Annotated in this window: 21 protein-coding genes; 5 read left to right on the plus strand and 16 right to left on the minus strand. The window is 70.7% G+C overall.

The features are described 5' to 3' along the window. Positions 1-90: 90 nt before the first annotated feature. Together ACWDAG_RS43320 and glnA are read right to left on the minus strand one after the other, a co-directional pair. Positions 91-354 carry an SCO2583/SCO2584 N-terminal domain-containing protein gene (locus ACWDAG_RS43320; RefSeq protein ID WP_450701070.1) on the minus strand — a complete coding sequence of 88 codons (264 nt, stop codon included), beginning with the start codon at positions 352-354 and terminating at the stop codon, positions 91-93. A gap of 113 nt (positions 355-467) precedes the next feature. Then, positions 468-1,877: a type I glutamate--ammonia ligase gene (gene glnA, locus ACWDAG_RS43325; protein WP_344406327.1), complete on the minus strand. Its 1,410-nt coding sequence runs from the start codon at positions 1,875-1,877 to the stop codon at positions 468-470. A gap of 197 nt (positions 1,878-2,074) precedes the next feature. Between glnA and ACWDAG_RS43330 the strand changes: the two genes are divergently transcribed. Next, positions 2,075-2,542, plus strand: a complete 468-nt coding sequence (locus ACWDAG_RS43330; RefSeq protein WP_450701071.1) for an RDD family protein — start codon at positions 2,075-2,077, stop codon at positions 2,540-2,542. A 151-nt stretch (positions 2,543-2,693) separates the two neighbouring features. Here the strand turns inward: ACWDAG_RS43330 and ACWDAG_RS43335 are convergent, their stop codons facing one another. The 4 genes from ACWDAG_RS43335 to lipB form a co-directional block, all read right to left on the minus strand. Continuing rightward, complete coding sequence (locus ACWDAG_RS43335) at positions 2,694-3,395, minus strand: DUF4191 domain-containing protein (RefSeq protein ID WP_351470106.1); 702 nt, start codon at positions 3,393-3,395, stop codon at positions 2,694-2,696. 60 nt (positions 3,396-3,455) lie between these two features. Next, a complete protein-coding gene (locus ACWDAG_RS43340; protein WP_450701072.1) occupies positions 3,456-3,656 on the minus strand; it encodes an SCO2195 family GlnR-regulated protein in 201 nt (66 codons plus the stop codon). A gap of 278 nt (positions 3,657-3,934) precedes the next feature. Next, positions 3,935-4,924, minus strand: coding sequence for a lipoyl synthase (gene lipA, locus ACWDAG_RS43345; RefSeq protein ID WP_450701073.1), 990 nt, complete (start codon positions 4,922-4,924; stop codon positions 3,935-3,937). A gap of 73 nt (positions 4,925-4,997) precedes the next feature. Next, positions 4,998-5,798 carry a lipoyl(octanoyl) transferase LipB gene (gene lipB, locus ACWDAG_RS43350; RefSeq protein ID WP_450701074.1) on the minus strand — a complete coding sequence of 267 codons (801 nt, stop codon included), beginning with the start codon at positions 5,796-5,798 and terminating at the stop codon, positions 4,998-5,000. Positions 5,799-6,048: 250 nt separating this feature from the next. Between lipB and ACWDAG_RS43355 the strand changes: the two genes are divergently transcribed. After that, positions 6,049-7,485, plus strand: coding sequence for a regulator (locus ACWDAG_RS43355; protein WP_450701075.1), 1,437 nt, complete (start codon positions 6,049-6,051; stop codon positions 7,483-7,485). Between the two features lie 94 nt (positions 7,486-7,579). Here the strand turns inward: ACWDAG_RS43355 and ACWDAG_RS43360 are convergent, their stop codons facing one another. The 3 genes from ACWDAG_RS43360 to ACWDAG_RS43370 all read right to left on the minus strand — a co-directional run bounded on the left by ACWDAG_RS43360 (position 7,580) and on the right by ACWDAG_RS43370 (position 10,222). Further along, complete coding sequence (locus tag ACWDAG_RS43360) at positions 7,580-8,929, minus strand: NAD(P)/FAD-dependent oxidoreductase (protein WP_450701076.1); 1,350 nt, start codon at positions 8,927-8,929, stop codon at positions 7,580-7,582. 187 nt (positions 8,930-9,116) lie between these two features. Next, a complete protein-coding gene (locus tag ACWDAG_RS43365) occupies positions 9,117-9,383 on the minus strand; it encodes a DUF1731 domain-containing protein (protein WP_450701112.1) in 267 nt (88 codons plus the stop codon). Beyond that, positions 9,317-10,222: a TIGR01777 family oxidoreductase gene (locus tag ACWDAG_RS43370; protein ID WP_450701077.1), complete on the minus strand. Its 906-nt coding sequence runs from the start codon at positions 10,220-10,222 to the stop codon at positions 9,317-9,319. Before ACWDAG_RS43370 ends, ACWDAG_RS43365 begins: the two co-directional genes overlap by 67 nt. Positions 10,223-10,251: 29 nt before the next feature. Between ACWDAG_RS43370 and ACWDAG_RS43375 the strand changes: the two genes are divergently transcribed. Then, positions 10,252-10,749 carry an N-acetyltransferase family protein gene (locus tag ACWDAG_RS43375; protein ID WP_450701078.1) on the plus strand — a complete coding sequence of 166 codons (498 nt, stop codon included), beginning with the start codon at positions 10,252-10,254 and terminating at the stop codon, positions 10,747-10,749. Positions 10,750-10,758: 9 nt separating this feature from the next. Here the strand turns inward: ACWDAG_RS43375 and ACWDAG_RS43380 are convergent, their stop codons facing one another. Further along, positions 10,759-11,943 (minus strand): MarP family serine protease, encoded by a 1,185-nt coding sequence (locus ACWDAG_RS43380; protein ID WP_450701079.1) that lies wholly within the window; start codon positions 11,941-11,943, stop codon positions 10,759-10,761. Positions 11,944-12,217: 274 nt separating this feature from the next. Between ACWDAG_RS43380 and ACWDAG_RS43385 the strand changes: the two genes are divergently transcribed. After that, on the plus strand, positions 12,218-12,961 hold the full coding sequence (locus tag ACWDAG_RS43385; RefSeq protein WP_450701113.1) for a peptidoglycan recognition protein family protein: 744 nt from the start codon (positions 12,218-12,220) through the stop codon (positions 12,959-12,961). A 37-nt stretch (positions 12,962-12,998) separates the two neighbouring features. Here the strand turns inward: ACWDAG_RS43385 and ACWDAG_RS43390 are convergent, their stop codons facing one another. Beyond that, on the minus strand, positions 12,999-14,126 hold the full coding sequence (locus ACWDAG_RS43390) for a lipid II:glycine glycyltransferase FemX (protein ID WP_450701080.1): 1,128 nt from the start codon (positions 14,124-14,126) through the stop codon (positions 12,999-13,001). Between the two features lie 92 nt (positions 14,127-14,218). Between ACWDAG_RS43390 and ACWDAG_RS43395 the strand changes: the two genes are divergently transcribed. Beyond that, positions 14,219-14,443, plus strand: a complete 225-nt coding sequence (locus tag ACWDAG_RS43395) for a hypothetical protein (RefSeq protein WP_450701081.1) — start codon at positions 14,219-14,221, stop codon at positions 14,441-14,443. Between the two features lie 3 nt (positions 14,444-14,446). On the opposite strand, the gene ACWDAG_RS43400 is transcribed toward ACWDAG_RS43395, so the two are convergent. From ACWDAG_RS43400 to ACWDAG_RS43420, 5 genes are all read right to left on the minus strand, one after another. Further along, positions 14,447-14,986, minus strand: a complete 540-nt coding sequence (locus tag ACWDAG_RS43400) for a carboxymuconolactone decarboxylase family protein (protein ID WP_450701082.1) — start codon at positions 14,984-14,986, stop codon at positions 14,447-14,449. A gap of 28 nt (positions 14,987-15,014) precedes the next feature. Further along, positions 15,015-15,533 (minus strand): DUF4240 domain-containing protein, encoded by a 519-nt coding sequence (locus ACWDAG_RS43405; protein ID WP_450701114.1) that lies wholly within the window; start codon positions 15,531-15,533, stop codon positions 15,015-15,017. A gap of 56 nt (positions 15,534-15,589) precedes the next feature. Then, positions 15,590-16,579 (minus strand): helix-turn-helix transcriptional regulator, encoded by a 990-nt coding sequence (locus ACWDAG_RS43410; RefSeq protein ID WP_450701083.1) that lies wholly within the window; start codon positions 16,577-16,579, stop codon positions 15,590-15,592. A gap of 241 nt (positions 16,580-16,820) precedes the next feature. Beyond that, positions 16,821-19,523 carry a pyruvate dehydrogenase (acetyl-transferring), homodimeric type gene (gene aceE, locus ACWDAG_RS43415; protein ID WP_450701084.1) on the minus strand — a complete coding sequence of 901 codons (2,703 nt, stop codon included), beginning with the start codon at positions 19,521-19,523 and terminating at the stop codon, positions 16,821-16,823. Between the two features lie 279 nt (positions 19,524-19,802). Continuing rightward, positions 19,803-20,426, minus strand: a complete 624-nt coding sequence (locus ACWDAG_RS43420) for a GntR family transcriptional regulator (protein ID WP_450701085.1) — start codon at positions 20,424-20,426, stop codon at positions 19,803-19,805. Positions 20,427-20,442 lie beyond the last annotated feature (16 nt).

Genomic DNA, 20,442 nt, shown 5'->3' on the forward strand with positions numbered 1-20,442 from the left:
GTGCAAGCCGGGCCCATTGGCCGTTCGTCAGATCACCACGTCCCACAGGACGTGATCATCCACGATCAAGATCCACTTTCACAACAGACCCTAGTACGGGGCCCGGAACTGCGCCCACCCGAGCAGCACGATGATCGCCGCCACGCTGCCCAGCACGATCGCCGTCGACACCCACGAGGAGCGGCGCGGCGCCACCGGCTCGGGATCCGCACGGAACGGCTGCGGCTCCGGCGGGTTCTCCCTCCACCGCGCGGCCAGCATCCGGGCCCGCGCCGAGGGCTCCTTGTGCTCCGCGTCGTCCGCCCACCTCAGGTCGAACTCACGCTCCTGGTCGTCGTGTTCGTGCTCCGGCATCCCGTCCACCCCCGTGTCATGTCATCGGCAGAGGCAGAATAGAACATGCGCCCGCGCCCCCGCTGTCGGTACGACAACGGGGGCGCGGGCGCAGGGCCTGGGTCAGGCGTCGATCACACGTCGAAGTACAGCTCGAACTCGTGCGGGTGCGGGCGCAGCTGCAGCGGAGCGATCTCGTTCGCGCGCTTGTAGTCGATCCACGTCTCGATCAGGTCGGACGTGAAGACGTCACCGGCGAGCAGGAACTCGTGGTCGGCCTCGAGGGAGTCGAGCACGGCCGGGAGCGAGGTCGGGACCTGCGGGACGCCCGCGTGCTCCTCGGGGGCCAGCTCGTAGAGGTCCTTGTCGATCGGCTCGGCCGGCTCGATCTTGTTCTTGATGCCGTCCAGACCCGCGAGCAGCAGGGCCGAGAAGGCCAGGTACGGGTTGCCGGAGGAGTCGGGCGCACGGAACTCGACGCGCTTGGCCTTCGGGTTGGAGCCCGTGATCGGGATACGCATGGCCGCGGAGCGGTTGCGCTGCGAGTACACCAGGTTGACCGGCGCCTCGAAGCCCGGCACCAGACGGTGGTAGGAGTTCACCGTCGGGTTGGTGAAGGCGAGCAGCGACGGGGCGTGCTTGAGGATGCCGCCGATGTAGTAGCGGGCGGTGTCCGACAGGCCCGCGTAGCCGGCCTCGTCGTAGAACAGCGGGTCGCCGTTGGCCCACAGCGACTGGTGCACGTGCATGCCCGAGCCGTTGTCGCCGAAGATCGGCTTCGGCATGAAGGTCGCGGTCTTGCCGTTGCGCCAGGCGACGTTCTTCACGATGTACTTGAAGAGCTGGAGGTCGTCGGCCGCGGCGAGCAGCGTGTTGAACTTGTAGTTGATCTCGGCCTGGCCGGCGGTGCCCACCTCGTGGTGCTGGCGCTCGACCTGGAGGCCGGAGTTGGCCAGCTCCAGGGAGATCTCGGCACGCAGGTCGGCGAAGTGGTCGACCGGCGGGGTCGGGAAGTAGCCGCCCTTGTAGCGGACCTTGTAACCACGGTTGTCCTCGAGGGCACCGGTGTTCCAGGCGCCGGCCTCGGAGTCGATGTGGTAGAAGGCCTCGTTCGCGGAGGTCTGGAAGCGCACGCTGTCGAAGACGTAGAACTCGGCCTCGGGGCCGAAGTACGCGGTGTCGGCGATACCGGTGGACGCCAGGTAGGCCTCCGCCTTCTTCGCCACGTTGCGCGGGTCACGGGAGTACTGCTCGCCCGTGATCGGGTCGTGGATGAAGAAGTTGATGTTGACCGTCTTGTCGCGGCGGAAGGGGTCGACGCGCGCGGTGGACAGGTCGGCGCGGAGCGCCATGTCGGACTCGTGGATGGCCTGGAAGCCGCGGATCGAGGAGCCGTCGAAGGCCAGCTCCTCGGCCGGGTCGAAGGCCTCTGCCGGCACCGTGAAGTGCTGCATCACACCGGGCAGGTCGCAGAAGCGGACGTCGATGAACTTGACGTCCTCGTCCGCGATGAACTTCTTGGCCTCGTCGGCGTTCTGGAACATCCAGCTCCTCCTACTCCCGACCGTCCTGCCGGGGTGGTAGTTCGTTCGTGCGGCCAGTGCGGTGGCACACGCTGTCCCCGACCCTAGGGACGGGTGATTTCTCTGGCGTGACCCATTTGTTTCGCACAAGTTAACCGGACCGAGTCCGGTGTACCCCACCTGTCCGTATCGCGAAACGGGCGCAGTACCGTGGACGCGTGGACAACAGGGATGCAATCGGCTCATGGCTCTCGGGCCCCCGCGCGGCCGCAGAGGAAGCCGGTGTCGACTTCGGATACCGCGGTCAGCAGCTCGGTCTGCCCGAGGAGGGACCCGGCTCGATCGCCCGCCCGGGCCGCCGGTTCGGCGCCCTGTTCGTCGACTGGGGCCTGTGCCTCTTGATCGCATACGGTCTTATTACTCACGGCTACAACCAGGCGACCGGCAACTGGGCCCTGCTCGTCTTCTTCCTGCTCGGCGTCCTGACGGTCGGCACGATCGGCTTCACCCCCGGTAAGCGCCTCTTCGGCCTCCGCGTGGTCGCCCTGGACACCGGCCGCCCGAGCCCCCTCCGCGCCACGCTCCGCACGGTCCTGCTGTGCATCGCGATCCCGGCACTGATCTGGGACCGCGACGGCAGGGGCCTCCACGACCGCCTGGCCCGCACGGTCGAAGTCCGCGGCTGAGGGAGCGCCCCGAAGGGGCGCGAGGCTGTGTCGATTAGCGGCTCCGCCGCGTGGGCGCGACCAGCCACAGCGACGCCGCAGACGAAGATGCTTCCGCTACGACGAGGGGGCGCCCGAAGCAATCGGGCGCCCCCTCGTCGTAGCAGCGAAATCAGCGGGCCTTCGGCCCACCCTTGGGCAGCTTCATACCCTTCGGCATAGGCCCCTTCGGCAACGGCATGTTGCTCATCAGGTCACCCATGGCACGCAGCCGGTCATTGGTGGCCGTCACCTGCGGCCCGGTAAGCACGCGCGGCAGCTTCAGCATCGTGGTCCGCAGCTTCTTCAGCGCGACCTGGCCCTCGCCCGTGCCGACGATGACGTCGTGCACCGGTACGTCGGCGACGATGCGGTTCATCTTCTTCTTCTCGGCGGCCAGCAGGCTCTTCACCCGGTTCGGGTTGCCCTCGGCGACCAGGACGATGCCGGCCTTGCCGACGGCCCGGTGCACCACGTCCTGGCTGCGGTTCATCGCCACCGCGGGTGTCGTCGTCCAGCCTCGGCCGATGTTGTCGAGGACCGCCGCGGCCGCGCCCGGCTGTCCCTCCATCTGCCCGAAGGCCGCCCGCTCGGCCCGGCGCCCGAACACGATCGCCGTTCCGAGGAAGGCGAGCAGCAGGCCCAGGATGCCGAGATAGATGGGGTGACCGATCAAGAAACCGATCGCGAGGAAAACACCGAAGATGCCGATGCCGACAGCCGCGAGTACAAGACCGATCTTCTTGTCGGCCTTGCGGGTCATCTTGTAGGTCAGAGCGATCTGCTTCAGTCGCCCGGGGTTCGCAGCGTCCGCTGCAGGTTCCTTCCTCGCCATGCCACGAAGTCTACGTGGCCCCGGAAGCGCCGTACGACGGCAGTGTCCGGAGGGTGGGATTCAGGGGCGGCCGACGAGGGTCTGCTCCATGACGCGCTGGGCCTCGACCCGGTCCTTGGCGCGGCGGCGGTCCTCCAGGACGGAGGTCCAGGCGTTACGACGGGCGGTGCGCTGACCGCTGCTCATGAGCAGCGACTCGACGGCACGCAGTGCAGTGGTGAATGACGGGATGGCGTTGGCGCGAACCGGCGCGGCCTGCATAGTGGAGGTCCCCCCTCGGGATACGGGCACTGGGGCGGGTGTACGTGGCGTGAGTCCAGCGTCACTGATTGGTGTTACCAGGGCGTGACCGACCGGTCAAACACCAATGAAGCCTTGATGCGCCGGGTGAAAACGCTGACGCGGCCCTGACGGCGCCCTCATCTGCGAGGACGGTCAGGACCGCGTCGAATCGGCCGTTACTGGCTGGTAGTTTCTTGTGCGCAGTTTCACACGGAGAGGTGGCACTCCGTGCCATCTGGCGATGGGTCGTGCGACCGTCAGACGGCCTGTGAAGCGACGTAGGAGCCGCCCCGCTGCGGAGCAGCTGATTGACGCAGCTCGACGGCCATCTGGTAGAGCCGGCCGGCCCGGTAGGACGACCGGACCAGCGGGCCGGACATCACGCCGGAGAAGCCGATCTGCTCGGCCTCCTCCTTCAGTTCCACGAACTCGTGCGGCTTGACCCAGCGCTCCACGGGGTGGTGGCGCACGGACGGCCGCAGGTACTGCGTGATGGTGACCAGCTCGCAGCCGGCCTCGTGCAGCTGCCGCAGCGCGTCGCTGACCTCCTCGCGGGTCTCGCCCATGCCGAGGATGAGGTTCGACTTGGTGACGAGCCCGTAGTCGCGGGCGGCCGTGATGACCTTCAGCGAGCGCTCGTAGCGGAAGCCGGGGCGGATGCGCTTGAAGATCCGGGGCACGGTCTCGACGTTGTGCGCGAAGACCTCGGGACGGGAGGAGAAGACCTCTTCGAGCTGCTCGGGCACGGCGTTGAAGTCCGGGGCGAGCAGCTCCACCTTCGTCCGCCCGGCCTCGCGCTCGGCGGTCTGCGCGTGGATCTGGCGCACGGTCTCGGCGTACAACCAGGCGCCGCCGTCCTCCAGGTCGTCGCGGGCGACGCCGGTGATGGTGGCGTAGTTCAGGTCCATCGTGACCACGGACTCGCCGACGCGGCGCGGCTCGTCACGGTCGAGGGCCTCGGGCTTGCCGGTGTCGATCTGGCAGAAGTCGCAGCGCCGGGTGCACTGGTCGCCGCCGATGAGGAAGGTCGCCTCGCGGTCCTCCCAGCACTCGTAGATGTTCGGGCAGCCGGCTTCCTGGCAGACCGTGTGCAGGCCCTCGCTCTTCACGAGGTTCTGCATCTTCGTGTACTCGGGGCCCATTTTCGCCCGGGTCTTGATCCACTCGGGCTTGCGCTCGATGGGGGTCTGGCTGTTGCGGACCTCCAGGCGCAGCATCTTGCGTCCGTCGGGTGCGACTGCGGACACGACCGGCTCCCTAGCGTTGATTCTTCGGCGTGCTCAAGGGTACGCCCGTTGATTTGAATGCCCGGCGCGGTGTTCAGGCTGCCGGTGTCTTCTCGATCACCCTCGGCTTCAGGTCCGCGTTCTCCAGTACCTCCGCCAAGTGCCGCTCCACCACCGGCAGCACTTCCGCGATCGTCACGTCACGGCCCAGCTCGCCGGCCAGGGAGGCGACGCCCGCGTCGCGGATGCCGCACGGGATGATGCGGTCGAACCACCGGTTGTCCGGGTTCACGTTCAGCGCGAAGCCGTGCATCGTGACGCCCTTGGCCACGCGGATGCCGATCGCCGCGATCTTGCGGTCCTCGCGGCGCTGGCCCGCGTTGGACGGGGCGTACTCCGGGCCGTTCATCCGGGGGTCGAACTCCTCGTCGTGCAGACGGGGGTCGAAGTCGAGGGACAGCCCGCCGAGCGACGGGCGCTGCTCGACCGGATCGCCGAGGACCCACACCCCGCTGCGGCCCTCGACCCGCGTGGTCTCCACGCCGAACTCCGCGCAGGTGCGGATCAGGGCCTCCTCCAGGCGCCGTACATGGGCCACCACGTCCACCGGGCGCGGGAGCTTCTGGATGGGGTAGCCCACCAGCTGGCCCGGACCGTGCCAGGTGATCTTGCCGCCGCGGTCCACGTCGATGACGGGGGTGCCGTCCAGGGGCCGCTCGTTGTCCGCCGTGCGCCGCCCTGCCGTATAGACCGGAGGGTGTTCGAGCAGCAGGACGGTGTCGGGGATCTCGTCGGCGAACCGCGCCGCGTGCACCCGTCGTTGCTCGTCCCATGCCGTCTGGTACTCGACGGCCTCGGCACCGAATCCCATGCGGACGAACCGCAGCTCACTCACGGCAAGCGCCTCCCTAGCAGGTCGTAAGGCACGAAACGCGCCTACGCCACTGTACGACCGACCGTGTCACGTCAGCCCTGCGGCCAATCCTCACACGATCGGATGAACGAGTGTCGAAGTGTGCGACCGCCCGCTCACTCTCCGCTACATTCGCGCCGTTCACAGAGGCCATAAGGGCTGCTCACAGGCAATCCGGGCACAGAGGGCCGACGGTCCCTGGAGGCCCGAAAGGCAGGAGACCGCACCGCAGATGACGGAACGACCCGCGCAGCGCACTCCCAACCGCCAGCTCGCCGCGCTCATCGCAGAAGCCGGGTTCTCCAACGCGGGTCTCGCCCGCCGAGTCGACCAGCTCGGCCTCGAACACGGGCTTGATCTCAGATACGACAAGACATCGGTCACCCGCTGGCTGCGCGGGCAGCAGCCCCGCGGCACCACTCCCGCCCTGATCGCCGAGGTCTTCACCCGCCGCCTCGGCCGCCGTCTCACCGCCCAGGACCTCGGCCTCGACGCCTGTGCGCCGGTGTACGCCGGGCTCGAGTTCGCCTCGGCCCCGGAGGAGGCCGTCGACATCGTCGGCGGCCTGTGGCGCAAGGACTCCGGTTCGCACGCCGAGCTCCGCAAGATCGCGTTCACACCCGCCGGTCTCGTCGTGCCCAGCCGCGACTGGCTGATCGGCCGCGCCGACGACAAGGTCGCCCGCGGCGAACAGCCGGCCAAGGTCCCCGCTCAAGGGCGCCCGACGGTGCCCCGGCAGCGCGGCCAGGCCGAACGCGGCCCCGGCCAGAAGGTCACCGCCGGCGACATCGCCGCCCTCCGCTCGGTCGGCGAACTGTTCCGCACCCTCGACGACAAGTACGGCGGCGGCCACGCCCGCCAGGCCCTCGTGCGCTACCTGGAGCACGAGTGCGAGCCCATGCTGCGCGGCACCTACGGCGAGCAGACGGGACGGCGGCTGTTCGCCGCGGCCGCCGATCTGACCCGGCTCGCCGGCTGGACGTCGTACGACATCGCCGCGCACGGGCTCGCGCAGCGGTACTTCGTGCAGGCGCTGCGGCTCTCCCAGGCGGCCGGGGACCGGGCGTACGGCTCGTACGTGCTCGTCACCATGAGCCGCCAGGCCGTCTATCTCGGCCACGGACGGGAGGCCGTGCAGCTGGCGCGGGTCGCCCAGCAGGGCGTCGGGACCAATGCCCCGCCGGTGGTGCAGGCGCTGCTGCACTCGGCCGAGGCGCGCGGGCACGGGGTGCTCGGCGAGGTGCGCAACTGCACCGCCTCGCTGGTGCGGGCGGAGCGGGCCCTGGAGGCCGCGCGAACTGGTGACGAGGTGCCGTTCTGGGCGCGGTTCTTCGACGAGGCACAGCTGGCGGATGAGTTCGGGCACGCGCATCGGGATCTGCAGCAGTTCCGTGCGGCGGCGCAGCATGCGGAGCGGTCGCTGCAGTTGCGTGCGCCTGCGTATGCGCGGAGTCGGCTGTTCTGCCGGGTGGTGCTTGCCTCCGCCCGCCTGGGCCTGGGGGAGCTTGATCAGGCGTGTGCGTTGGGGGCGGAGGCGGCGAGTGCTGCGGCGGAGATGCGGTCTGTGCGGGCGGTTGAGTATGTGCGGGAGTTCGAGCGGCGGTTGGAGCCGTATAAGGATGCTGCGCCTGTGCGGGGGTATCGCGACAAGGTCGCTGCGCTGGGCTAGGCGGGGTATCGCCGTAACTTCGACTGCTGGATGCCGTGCGTGCGTTCGTCGTGGTTTCTCGCGCAGTTCCCCGCGCCCCTGAAGGGGCGCTTGCTCACGCCGCTTGCTTCACTGTGCTGCTGGGTGGGTCCGCCCTGTGTATCGAGCCCGCTGCTCCCAGGTCCGTCAGGATGGCTGTTGAGGCCCTGTGGGCCGAGTGCAGGGCTCCCTGGACTGTGCTGGTGTCACGGTGGTCGCCGCAGACGTACAGGCCTGCCAGCAGCCTTACGGGGCGTCGGAGGTCGTGTGGCGGACGCATCGCGGGGACGGCCTCGGCGGTGTGGTGGACGGTGAGGGTCTCCCAGCGTGCGGTCGAGGTGCCGTAGAGGCGGGAGAGGTGCATGCGTACGGCGGTGTCCAGTTCCGGTGGGGGTGGGCCGAGGACGGTGGAGGAGATGAGGGCGCGGCCTGCGGGGGCCCGGCCGGGGTCCACCGCGCTGACGACCGCCGTGTGGGCGACAGGGCCGCCGCGGTCGGCGTCGAGGAGGAGGGACGAGCCTGTGGCCGGGGGCTCGTCCGTGGTGTGGTGAAGCACCGTCAGGGGGTGGAAGTCCGGTACGCGCAGGCCGGGCAGCAGGTCGGCTGCGGCGCGGGCGTCGGTCGCGAGGAGGACGGCGCGGCAGCGGATCTCGCCGTGTTCGGCGGTCGTGACGGCGCTGGTCGAGACCGAGGTGACGCGGACGCCCGTGTGGACCGTGCCCGGCGGGAGGGCTCGTGCGAGCAGCTCCGGGAGCATCTCGGCGCCGCCCTCGGGCAGGCACAGGCGCCCGCACGCGAAGGCGCGCAGCGCGAGGTCGGCGCATCGGCTGGAGGTGGTCAGTTCCGGGTCGCAGAGCAGGGCGGCCAGCAACGGGCGCAGGAAGCTGTCGATGGTGCGGGCGGGGACACCGCGGGCCGTGAGGGCTTGGGCGGCGGTCGACTCCGGGCGGGACAGCAGACGTTCGATGGGGATCGTGGCGAGCCGGGACAGGGCGTTGCCGAGGCGGGCCTGGTCCACGGCACTGCCGAGCGGGGCGGTGGTCCGGGGGGCGCCCTTGGTGGGGGCGCTCGCCAGGGCGCGCACCGCATGGAGTGCGCCCCTTGCGCCACCCGCGGCCGGCGGGGCGCCCGCGCGGTGGTGGCGTCCGTCGCTGTGCAGCAGAACGCCGGGCGCGAACGGACGCAGCACGAGCGCGTCCAGCCCGGGGGCCAGCCGTAGCTCGGGATACGCCGTGGACAGCAGCTGGCCGATCCGGTCGAGCCGGAACCCGTCGACCTTCTCCGTCGACATGCGGCCCCCCACGCAAGGGGCGGCCTCCAGAACCGCGGTCGTCACTCCTGCGCTGGTCAGCCGATGCGCCGCGGAGAGTCCGGCAACCCCGGCTCCCACGATCACGACGTCCGCCTGGTACGCGGGCTCAAGCACGTGCCCCTCCTCGAGGTTGCGCGGCCGGTGGAGACGTCATGCCCCCAACTGGCTCCAGGGATACCCGAGTTCGGGTCGAGGTTAGGTCCGTGACCGGTCAAGAACAGTCGCGCATGAACAGAGCACGGTCGCACAGCGGTCGCATACGGTCACGCCTTCTTTGTTGCGCCTCCGGAGCGCCTGCGTCCTAAGGCTCTGCGAGTGCGGCCCTGAGCGCCCCTTCGATGTCCGGGGACGCGAACGTGAAGCCCGATTCCAGCAGCCGCCCGGGCAGCACCCGCGCGCTGCCGAGCACATCGCCGGCTATCTCGCCGAGTACGGTCCGCGGGACGGGCGCGGGCGCGGGGAACGGCGTCGGCTGGTGCGGTGGTCTTGGGGTGTCTGGGCCTACGGCTCTGCGAGTGCGGCCTTGAGTGTTCCTTCGATGTCCGGGAATGCGAATGTGAAGCCGGATTCCAGTAGCCGCTTGGGCAGCACTCGTGCGCTGCCGAGCACATCGCCGGCCATTTCGCCCAGCACGGTCCGAAGGATGGGCGCGGGCACGGGGAACAGCGTCGGGCGGTGCAGTACGCGCCCCATGGCCGTGGTGATCTCACGGTTCGTCAGCGGGTGCGGGGCGGTGAGGTTGAACGGCCCGGACAGGTCGTCGGTGTCGATGAGGTGGCGGATGGCGGCCACCTCGTCGTGCAGCGCGATGTACGACCAGTACTGGCGGCCGTCGCCCATGCGTCCGCCGAGGCCCGCCCTGAACAGTGGGAAGAGACGGCCCCAGGCGCCACCGCCGCGGGCCACCACGAGACCCGTCCGGGTGAACACGGTCCGGACGCCCGCCTCCTGCGCGGGGGCCGCGGCGCCCTCCCACACCACGCACAGCTCCGGCAGGAACCCCGTTCCGGGCGGCGCGCTCTCGTCGACCGCCCGGTCGCCGGTCTCGCCGTAGTAGCCCATCGCGCTGCCGTTCACGAACACCCGCGGCTTCTCGTCCAGCGCGGCGATCGCCTCGGCCAGCGCGGCGGTGCCGAGCACCCGGCTTTTCCGGATGCGCGTCTTGTACGCGTCCGTCCAGCGGTGGTCACCCACGCCGGCGCCCGCGAAGTTGACCACGACGTCGCACCCGGCGAGAACGGCCGGATCCACGTGCCCGCCCTCCGGGTCCCAGCGGACCTCGTCCTTCGCCCGGGGCGCCCGGCGCACCAGCCGCACCACCTCGTGCCCGTCCGCGGTCAGGGACCGCACCAGGGCGCCACCGATGAGCCCGGACGCACCGGCCACCGCGATTCGGGAGCGTTCCATGGGCCCATTCTGCCCGGGGGACTCATAAGGTGGCCGTCATGCCGGTTCCGTTCATACGTCACGCAACCCTCGGCGACGAGGAGACGCTGGGACGCCTCGACCGTGTCACCTGGTCCCCGCTGCACTCCGTGCAGCCGCGCCCCCAACCGCCGTACGAACCCTTCTACAACGAGCGGTTCGGGCCCCGGGACCATCTGGTCGCGGAGTTCGACGGGGAGGTCGTCGGCTACATCCGGCTGGCCCGCCCGACCCCGCTCGTCTGCAACGCCCATGTCCGGCAGATCCAGGGGCTCGTCGTCGCCGAGCAGGCGCGGGGCGCCGGCGTCGGGCGGGCGCTGCTGCGGGCCGTGCGGGAGGAGGCACGCAATCAGGGCGCGCGCCGGCTCACGCTGCGCGTCCTGGGCCACAACACCCCGGCCCGCAAGCTCTACGAGGCCGAGGGGTTCGTCGTCGAGGGGATCCTGCCCGGAGAGTTCCTGCTGGAGGGTGAGTACGTCGACGACGTGCTCATGGGGTGCGGTCTCTGACCGCCGGCTCTACGACGTGACCAGGTCGCCCGTGTCCACCGACGCCGTCGCGGTCGCCGCACGCCCGGCATCCGAGGCGACCTCGGCCGCCGTCAGGACGTAGCCCGTCTCGTTGTCGGACGTCGAACGGGCGAAGACGACGCCGTAGACCCGGCCCTTGGTCGTCAGCAGCGGGCCGCCGGAGTTGCCGGGGCGGACGGTCGAGCGGATCGAGTAGATCTCGCGGGTCACCGTGGCGTCGCTGTAGATGTTCTGGCCGGTCGCCCGCACCCGGTTCGCGACCGTTGCCGCCTGGAGGTCGAGGTCACCGTCCTGCGGATAGCCGGCCACGACCGCCGAGTCACCGCGCGCGGCCCCGTCGTCGAACTTCAGGACCGGCGCGCGCAGCCCGGGCACGTACAGCACCGCCACGTCCCTGTCGGGGTCGAAGAGCACCACCCGTGCCTCGTACGACCGCCCGACCCCGCCGATCCGCACGTTCGGGTCGTTGATTCCGGCCACCACATGCGCGTTGGTCATCACATGGTCGCGTGCGTACACGAACCCGCTGCCCTCGCGCCCCTGGGTGCCGGAGACGCCCTCGATCTTCACCGTGCTGCGCTTGGCCGCGTCGGTGGCGCTCGCCGTGACGCTGTCGCCGGTGGGCTTGGCTACCTCTGCCGTCGACTCGTTCTCGAACGGGTTGAACACCTGCGGGAAGCCCGCCTGGGTGAGCGCCGAGGTGGCCCGGGAGAACCAGGCGGGGGTGGTGTCCGGCATGGCGTCCTGCACGGCACCGAGCAGCGCCGAGTCCCGGATCGCGGTCGTGAGCAGTGGTGACGAGGAGGCGCCGAGGACGCTTGCGGCGACCCAGGCCACGATCAGCACGGCGACCGAGTTGGCCGCGGCCCCGCCGACTCCGTCCGCCACCCTGAGCGGCCCCCGGTCCAGCTCCCGGCGCAGCCTGAGCGCGAGACGCCCCGCCAGCTCGTGCCCCACCACGGCCGGGAGCAGCACGGTCAGCACCGCGGTCACCGTCGCCCGGGTCGTCCCCGCGGTCACCAGGTCCATCGTCCACGGCAGGATCCACACGCCGAGCACGGCGCCGCCCACGAACCCGGCGAGCGAGACACAGCCGGCCACCAGTCCGCGCCGGTAGCCCGATGCCGCGTAGGCCACGACCACCAGCAACAGCAGGATGTCGAGCAGGTCCACAGAGCCGCCTTTCTCTCAGACCTCTTAGTACGCGCGGGACGGGCCCAGTGATCAGCCACGCGTGCGTGCATGAGGAAAAACGCCCCGGACCAGGACGATGGTTCCACCGGGTGGCACAGCACACATCGCGGACGGAGCGGATCCGGCCGAGAGTGGGTGCATGCGCGTCCGAAGATCGCGAGGACCCCGGCACGCACGCGCCGCGCTCGCGCGACGGAGCCGCACATCATGCGTGCCATCAGCCGCTGCCTCTGCGGGGCCCGGTGTCCCGCGCGTGCTGCTCGCCTGCCTGCCCGGGCTGGCCGCGGCCCTCGGACTGGTCCTGTGCGCCGACGGCATCGGACACCCGGCCGCGAAGCACCGGCCGCCCGTCGCGGCCCCCCGCCCCGCCGCGCCGCACACCGCGCCCATGCCGCACATCGTGCCCCGGTCGGCCTGGCTCGACTCCCTCGCCCGGCACGCCCAGCCGCCCCCGCGCTACGACGACAAGGTGGTCGCGGTCTTCGTCCACCACACCGACTCGCCGAACGACTACGACTGCGCCGAGGCGCCCCGCATCATCCGCTACCTCTACACGGGCCAGACCGGCGTCCGGAACTGGGACGACATCGGCTACAACTTCGTCGTTGACCGCTGCGGCACCGTCTACGAGGGCCGCGCCGGCGGTGTCGACCGTGCCGTCACCGGCGCCCACACCCAGGGTTTCAACCACCGCACGGCAGGCATCGCGGCCCTCGGCACGTTCACCGCGGGCGCCACCGTCCCGCAGGCCATGACGGATGCGATAGCCGCCCTCGCCGCCTGGAAACTGGGCCTCGCCGACATCGACCCGCGTGCCGAGGCGCGCCTGGTCTCCAGCAACAGCCTCAGCCGCTACGCCTCCGGCACCACCGCCACCCTGCCCGCCCTCGCCGCCCACAAGGACGCCTACATGACCAGCTGCCCCGGCATGGCCCTCACCGCCCGCCTCCCCGAGATCAGACAGCTGGCGGCACGGCTGCAGGGCCGCACGCCCTAGCGGCACCCACGCGGCGGAGCCGCACATCGATACAGCCTCACCTGCGCCCGAGATACGCCCCCAGCGCCCGCTGCAGCACCTTGCCCTGGCTGCCCACCGGCAGCTTCCACTCCCCGAGGTACTCCACCGCCCGGCCGCCCGCGCCCGTCTTGTAACGGAGCCGGTTCAGCAGCCGGTTCTCGGTCAGGACAGGGGTGACGGACCGCAGGTCGTACGTCTCGGCCCCCGCCGCCCGCGCGTCGCACAGCATCCGCCACAACAGCGCGCTGCTGGGCCGCAGTTCACGCCCCTCGCGGCCGGACGCGGCGTATGAGTGCCAGGCGCGCGAGCCGACGTTGATCATGAGCGCCGCGGAGAGCACCTCGCCGTCGTACTCGGCGAGATACAGCCGCAGCCGGTCGTCGTCCTCGGCGTTCAGGACCTTCCACATGCGCCCGAAGTACTCCGGCGGGCGGGCCTTGAAACCGTCGCGGGCGGCGGTCGCTGTGTACAGCCGGTAGAACTCGGGCAGGTCGGCGGCCCCGCCCCAGCCGACGCGCACACCGGCCAGTTCGGACGTGCGCAGGCCACGCTCCCAGTGCGGTGCCAGGGCCCCGCGCAACTCGTCCACCGAGCGCCCCGCGAGCGGTATGTGGCAGCCGTAGCGCGGCTGGCCCAGCCCGAAGCCGCTGCCCTCGTCCTCCTCGCACCGCCGCCACCCGAGCCGCCCCAGCCGCTCCGCAACGTCCAGCGCGTACCCGTCGAGGCCGTCCGCCGGAAGATCGTGCAGATGGCGTACATCGGGGTCGGCGATGCCCGCCGTGACGCCGGCCGCCTCCCAGCGGCGTACGACGAGGGGCGGTCCTATCCGGAGCGAGAACGCCCCGCGCTCCTCGACATGGGCGACGAGCGGGTCCAGCAGGCGTTCCAGGCGAGCGGTGTGCCAGTCGATCGCGGGCCCGTCGGGGAGATAGGCGAGGCAGCGCCGGGTGCCGGGCAGCGGCCGGTACAGCACGAGGGCCGCGGCGACCATCGCCCTGCCCTCGAACCAACCGACGCTCTCCGCCTGCCAGTCGGGCTTCACATCGCCCCACTCGGGAATCTGCAGATGGCTCGCGTCGGGGTGCTGCCGCAGATGGGCAAGGTGTTCCTCGCGCGTGATCTCCCTCACGTACGGGCTGGTCATGGCCTCACAGGTCTCTCTCAGCCGCCTCACGGATCTTCCCGAGGCGCTCTCCCTATCGTCATGCACACGCACTGACTGGAGGTGGGGAAGAAGTGAACAGTCACCACAGCACCACGCACAAGACCGAGGGCCGCTCCCGGCCCGCCCATGGCCCCTGGGCGGCACTGTGCGCGGCCGCGGCCGTCGTCCTGGGCCCGGCCGCGGTCACCGCGTCCGCTCTCGACCAGGCCAACGCGGCCCCGATGCACCACGTGGTCAAGGCCCCCCTGGCGCAGGCGTACATCCCCTCGGACGCGACCCGCCGACGGACGGCCTGATTCTCATCCGGGGTCGCGGTTCACCAGTCCCAGGAACTGTTCGCCGGAGGGGTCGACGTCCACGCCGAGTCCGTTCATGAGGCCTGCCAGCATGACGTAGTAGCCGGTCGTGGTGACGATCTCGATGACCTGCCGGTCGGTGAAGGAGGCGCGGAGAGCTGCCAGGGTGTCCTCGGACAGGGTGTGCCGGGCCACCAGCTCGAACGCCGCGGTCACCGCCGCCGACTCCGACTCGTCGAACTCCCGCCCGTCGGCGCGCCGTTCGGCGATCGCCGCCAGCTGTTCGGGCGTCACCCCCGCGTCGAGGGCGATCGGGTGGTGCTGGGCGGACTCGTACGCACACCGCGTCGCGGCCGCGACGGCCATCACGACCAGCTCGCGCAACCGGACCGACAGCGTCGACTCGCGCAGCACGGCCAGGCCCAGTTCGATCGTCGGGCCCGTCAGCGGCGGGGCGTGCGAGAGCATGCGGAAGGCGTTGAGCGGCACGGGCAGCCGGGCGACGGCGTCGGACGGCCGCTCCGGGTACGGGATTCGAGCCATGGTCCCCCTCGTCGCACGGATGTGAGCGTCACTCCCGGAAGCGTTCCCACAGCTTGGGATATCGCTCCGCCAGCACCCGCTCGTTCTCGAAGTCGAGCGGTGTGCCCTCCGGCTCGGAGGCCGCGGCCGGGATGCCCAGGTCGGGGGCGACGGTCCCGGTGAGCTGCTCGTAGGCCTCGTCCGCCGCGTAGCCCAGTTCCTCCCCGTCCCCGTCGATCTCCTCGTCGAAGTCGTCCAGCAGGTCGGCCAGCGTGTCGGGGTCGTGCACGGCTCCCTCGTACACCTCCCGCCCCTGCCCGATCAGCCAGCACCGGAAGAAGTCGAACGCGTCGTCGCTCGCCCCGTCGAGCAGCACCCAGGCGGCACCCCACAGATCCCAGCTGTAGGCCCGGTTGTAGCGGGACTCGAAATGACGGGAGAAGTCCAGGACCGTCTCCGGGTCGAGCTCCAGGAGCCGCTCCACCAGCAGGTCCGCCTGCTCCTCGGGATCGCCCTCGGCGGCCTCGCGGGCGGCGTCCACCAGCTCCCAGAACTCCGACTCTTCCATCACGGGTCCAGCATCGGCCCTGGGCGGGTGGGACGCACGTGGAGTGCGGCGGATTGTTATGTCCCGTTCAGCCGGTCGTACAAGGCGGCCAGCCGTGCCGCGTCGTCCGCGAAACGCCCGCGCAGGCTCTCGGGCGCCAGCACCTCCACCTCCGGACCGAGCCCCGCGAGCTGCGCATGGGCGACCTCCTCGGACTCCACGGGGACCGTCAACGTCAGCCAACCGTCCTCGTCGGGGGCGCCGGCGGCCGCCAGTGCCTCCCGGGCGGAGGCGGGATCGACGGCGTACGGCAGTCTCCGCGCCCCGGCCGCCGACAGCCGCACCACGACCTCGGCCCGCAGGATCGACCGCGCGAACTGCTCGGCCTGTTCCTCCCAGAAGCCGGGCAGGTCGAACTCCTCGTCCCGCGAGAAACGCTCCTCGGAGGCAGCCACCGCCGTGAACCGGTCGATCCGGTAGACGCGGTACGGCCCGTGGCCCTCCGCAACCCGCGCACACACGTACCAGACCCCCGCCTTGAGCACGAGCCCGTAGGGCTCCAGCTCCCGCTCCACCTCGGCCTCCCGGCTCCGGTAGCGCGCGCTGATCCGCCGGTCGTCCCAGACGGCGTCGGCCACGGCCGGCAGCAGCTCGGGTGTCCTCGGCTCCGTGAACCAGTTCGGTGCGTCCAGATGGAAGCGCTGCGCGGCGGTCTTCGAGGCGTCCCGCAGGGAGGGCAGCAGCGCCGCCGACACCTTCAGCCGGGCCGCCGAGGCCGCGTCCTCCAGCCCCATCTCCCGCAGCGCCCCCGGCACACCGGACAGGAACAGCGCCTCGGCCTCACCGCGCGCCAGCCCGGTCAGCCGGGTGCGGTACCCGCCGATGAGCCGGTAGCCGCCGGCCCGGCCCCGGTCCGCGTACACCGGAACCCCCGCCTCCGACAACGCCTGCGCGTCCCGCGTGACCGTCCGCTCGGACACCTCCAGCTCGCGCGCCAGCTCGGCGGCGGTCATGGAGGGCCGGGACTGCAGGAGCAGCACCATCTTGATGAGGCGGGCAGCACGCATGCGTTCATTCTGCCGAGGCTCTGCGGGTGGGGTACGTCGTCGGGTGCGGGCCGGTGGGGGTTGATCGCGCCCACGCGGCGGAGCCGCAAATCGATGCAGCCCCGCGCCCCCGGACGGGGCCCGGTTGTTGGGGGCGCGGGGAACTGCGCGACAAGCCCCCACCGGCCCGCAGCGACAAACAACCGGAAAAGGGTGAAGGGGCCCCGCGGCAGACCGCAGGGCCCCTTCAGCACCGCGGGCTCTACAGCCCGTACTTCTCGCGCGCTTCCTTCACCGCCGTCGCCTTGACCTCGCTCCGCCGGGCGAGCTGGGCGAGGGCTGCGACCACGATCGACTGGGCGTCGACCCCGAAGTGGCGGCGGGCCGCCTCGCGGGTGTCCGACAGGCCGAAGCCGTCGGCGCCGAGCGAGGAGTAGTCCTGGTCCACCCACTGCGCGATCTGGTCCGGGACCTGCCGCATGTAGTCGGAGACGGCCAGCACCGGGCCCTCGGCGCCGTGCAGCGCCTGACGGACGTACGGCACCCGCTCCTCGCCGCGCAGCAGGGCCGCGTCGGCCTCCAGCGCGTCGCGCCGCAGCTCCGTCCAGGAGGTCGCCGACCAGACGTCGGCCGCGATGCCCCACTCCTGTGCGAGCAGCTTCTGTGCCTCGATCACCCAGTGGATCGCCGTGCCGGAGCCCAGCAGCTGGATGCGCGGGGCGTTGGCCACCGGCGAAAGCCCGGCCGACTCCGCCGTGTTGAAGCGGTACAGGCCCTTGACGATGCCCTCGTCGATGCCGAGACCGGCAGGCTTCGCGGGCTGCGGCAGCGGCTCGTTGTAGACCGTGAGGTAGTAGAAGACGTTCGGGTCCTCGCCCGGCGCCGCCTCGCCGTACATACGGCGCAGACCGTCCTTGACGATCGCGGCGACCTCGTAGGCGAACGCCGGGTCGTACGTCAGCGCCGCCGGGTTGGTCGCGGCGATCACCGGCGAGTGGCCGTCGGCGTGCTGCAGGCCCTCGCCCGTCAGCGTCGTACGGCCGGCCGTCGCGCCGACGAGGAAGCCGCGGCCGAGCTGGTCGCCGAGCTGCCACATCTGGTCGGCCGTGCGCTGCCAGCCGAACATCGAGTAGAAGATGTAGAACGGGATCATCGCTTCGCCGTGCGTGGAGTACGCGGTGGACGCGGCGATGAAGTCGGCCATCGAACCGGCCTCGGTGATCCCCTCGTTGAGGATCTGGCCGTTCTTGGCTTCCTTGTAGTACATCAGCTGGTCGCGGTCGACCGGCTCGTACGTCTGGCCCTTGGGGGAGTAGATCCCGAGCGACGGGAACAGCGACTCCATGCCGAAGGTGCGCGCCTCGTCGGGGACGATCGGCACCCAGCGCTTGCCCGTCTCCTTGTCGCGGACCAGGTCCTTGATGAGGCGGACGAAGGCCATGGTGGTGGCCACGTTCTGGGAGCCGGAACCCTTGTCGAAGGAGGCGAAGGCCTTCTCGGCGGGGGCGGGCAGCGGGGCCAGCGCGTGCGTACGGCGGGCCGGGGCCGGCCCGCCGAGAGCGGCGCGGCGCTCCTGGAGGTAGCGGACCTCGGGGGAGTCGGCGCCCGGGTGGCCGTAGGGCACCTGACCGTCGACGAAGTCACTGTCCTTGATGGGCAGTTCAAGAAGGTCACGCATCTTCTTGAACTCGTCCACCGTCAGCTTCTTCATCTGGTGGTTGGCGTTCTTCGACGCGAAGCCCTCACCGAGGGTGAAGCCCTTGACGGTCTGGGCCAGGATGACCGTCGGGGCACCCTTGTGGTCGAGCGCGGCCTTGTAGGCGGCGTAGACCTTGCGGGCCTCGTGGCCACCGCGCGACAGGTGGAAACACTCGAGGATCTTGTCGTCGCTCAGCAGCTTCGCCATCTCGACGAGCGCCGGGTCCTTGCCGAAGAAGTCCTCGCGGATGTAGGCCGCGTCACGCGTCTGGTACGTCTGCACCTGGGCGTCCGGTACCTCGCGCAGCCGGCGTACCAGCGCGCCGGTCGTGTCGAGGGCGAACAGCTCGTCCCAGGCCGTACCCCACAGCGTCTTCACGACGTTCCAGCCGGCGCCGCGGAACTGGGCCTCCAGCTCCTGCACGATCTTGAAGTTGGCGCGGACCGGGCCGTCGAGGCGCTGCAGGTTGCAGTTGATGACGAAGGTGAGGTTGTCGAGACCCTCGCGGCTGGCGAGTGCGAGTGCCGCCGTCGACTCGGGCTCGTCCATCTCGCCGTCGCCGAGGAACGCCCAGACGTGCGAGGACGAGACGTCCTTGATGCCGCGCGCCGTCAGATAGCGGTTGAAGCGGGCCTGGTAGATCGCCGACAGCGGGCCGAGGCCCATGGAGACCGTCGGGAACTCCCAGAGCCAGGGCAGGCGCCGCGGGTGCGGGTACGACGGCAGGCCGTTGCCGCCGGCTTCCTGGCGGAAGTTGTCGAGGTGCGCCTCGGTCAGACGGCCGTCGAGGAAGGCGCGGGCGTAGATACCGGGGGAGGCGTGGCCCTGGATGTAGAGCTGGTCGCCCGAGCCGTCGGCCTCCTTGCCCTTGAAGAAGTGGTTGAAGCCGGTCTCGTACAGCCAGGCCGCGGAGGCGAAGGTGGCGATGTGGCCGCCGACGCCGTGTTTCGCGCCCCGGGTCACCATCGCGGCCGCGTTCCAGCGGTTCCACGCGGTGATCTTCCGCTCCATCTCCTCGTCACCGGGCACGCCCGGCTCGGCGGCGGTGGGGATGGTGTTGACGTAGTCCGTCTCGAGGAGCTTGGGCAGCGCGATGCCGTTGCCCTCCGCGCGCTCCAGTGTGCGGCGCATCAGATACGCGGCACGGTGCGGGCCCGCCGCCTTGGCGACCGCGTCCAGGGAGGCCTGCCATTCGGCGGTCTCCTCGGGGTCCCGGTCGGGGAGCTGGTCGAGCTCGCTCGGCTGGATGGCGTTGGGGTCGGTCATGTCGCCGCCTTCCTCAGTCGAAGGGGGTTCCCTATGAGGTGTTTCGGGGGTGCCCTTTGTCTTTGGCAGGACAGGGCGAGGGCCCTCGTGCTGTGACACTTTGCGGCTACCGCCGCGGGCCCGTCGGCGACTCTAACCCCCTGATCGATGATCGATCAAAGGGTTGCAGGCAAAACTTCTCGATTACGAGAAAGTAGGCACGCGGTGCCTTTCGGGCGGGCACCCGGTGCCGTGGATTTCGAGGGTTTTCGCAGGTGAGCGTACGTATGCTCGGCTGTGTCAGGCCCGCGGCGCGCAGCCCAGTACATGTGCCTTCACCAGTTCCGCGATACGGGGGTCCCGGCGCCGGAACGCCTGGACGAGCTCCTCGTGCTCCTCGGCGTACGACTGCTGCACCGTGCCCAGCCAGCGGATCGACAGTGCCGTGAACACCTCGATGCCCAGGCCCTCCCAGGTGTGCAGCAGTACGGAGTTGTCCGCCGCCCGCACCAGCTCGCGGTGGAAGCCGACCGTGTGCCGTACCTGGCCCGTGCCGTCGGCGTTGCGGTCGGCCTCGTAGAGGGCGGCGACGTGCGGCTCCAGGGCCGAGCAGTCCTCCGCCAGCTTCTCCGCGGCCAGCTCCGCCGCGATCGCCTCCAGGCCGGCCCGCACCGGGTAGCTCTCCTCCAGGTCGGCCGCCGTCAGGTTGCGCACCCGTACGCCCTTGTTCGGCGCCGACTCGATCAGCCGCAGTGACTCCAGCTCGCGCAGCGCCTCCCGCACCGGCGTCTGGCTGACCTCCAGCTCGGTCGCGATCCGCCGCTCCACGATCCGCTCGCCCGGCTTCCAGCGCCCGCTGACGATCCCCTCCACGATGTGCTCGCGGATCTGTTCGCGCAGCGAGTGGACGACGGGCGCGGTCATGAGAGCTCCTTAAGGG

Source organism: Streptomyces sp. NPDC001157, from assembly GCF_053598255.1.

Bases quoted from the DNA above. Each gene is read 5' to 3' on its own strand.
- ACWDAG_RS43335 (WP_351470106.1), bottom strand. From the start codon at position 3,395: ATGGCGAGGAAGGAACCTGCAGCGGACGCTGCGAACCCCGGGCGACTG.
- ACWDAG_RS43410 (WP_450701083.1), bottom strand. From the start codon at position 16,579: ATGCGTGCTGCCCGCCTCATCAAGATGGTGCTGCTCCTGCAGTCCCGG.
- ACWDAG_RS43420 (WP_450701085.1), bottom strand. From the start codon at position 20,426: ATGACCGCGCCCGTCGTCCACTCGCTGCGCGAACAGATCCGCGAGCAC.
- ACWDAG_RS43390 (WP_450701080.1), bottom strand. From the start codon at position 14,126: ATGACCAGCCCGTACGTGAGGGAGATCACGCGCGAGGAACACCTTGCC.
- ACWDAG_RS43400 (WP_450701082.1), bottom strand. From the start codon at position 14,986: ATGGCTCGAATCCCGTACCCGGAGCGGCCGTCCGACGCCGTCGCCCGG.
- aceE (WP_450701084.1), bottom strand. From the start codon at position 19,523: ATGACCGACCCCAACGCCATCCAGCCGAGCGAGCTCGACCAGCTCCCC.
- ACWDAG_RS43355 (WP_450701075.1), top strand. From the start codon at position 6,049: ATGACGGAACGACCCGCGCAGCGCACTCCCAACCGCCAGCTCGCCGCG.
- ACWDAG_RS43320 (WP_450701070.1), bottom strand. From the start codon at position 354: ATGCCGGAGCACGAACACGACGACCAGGAGCGTGAGTTCGACCTGAGG.
- ACWDAG_RS43370 (WP_450701077.1), bottom strand. From the start codon at position 10,222: ATGGAACGCTCCCGAATCGCGGTGGCCGGTGCGTCCGGGCTCATCGGT.
- glnA (WP_344406327.1), bottom strand. From the start codon at position 1,877: ATGTTCCAGAACGCCGACGAGGCCAAGAAGTTCATCGCGGACGAGGAC.
- ACWDAG_RS43405 (WP_450701114.1), bottom strand. From the start codon at position 15,533: ATGGAAGAGTCGGAGTTCTGGGAGCTGGTGGACGCCGCCCGCGAGGCC.
- ACWDAG_RS43340 (WP_450701072.1), bottom strand. From the start codon at position 3,656: ATGCAGGCCGCGCCGGTTCGCGCCAACGCCATCCCGTCATTCACCACT.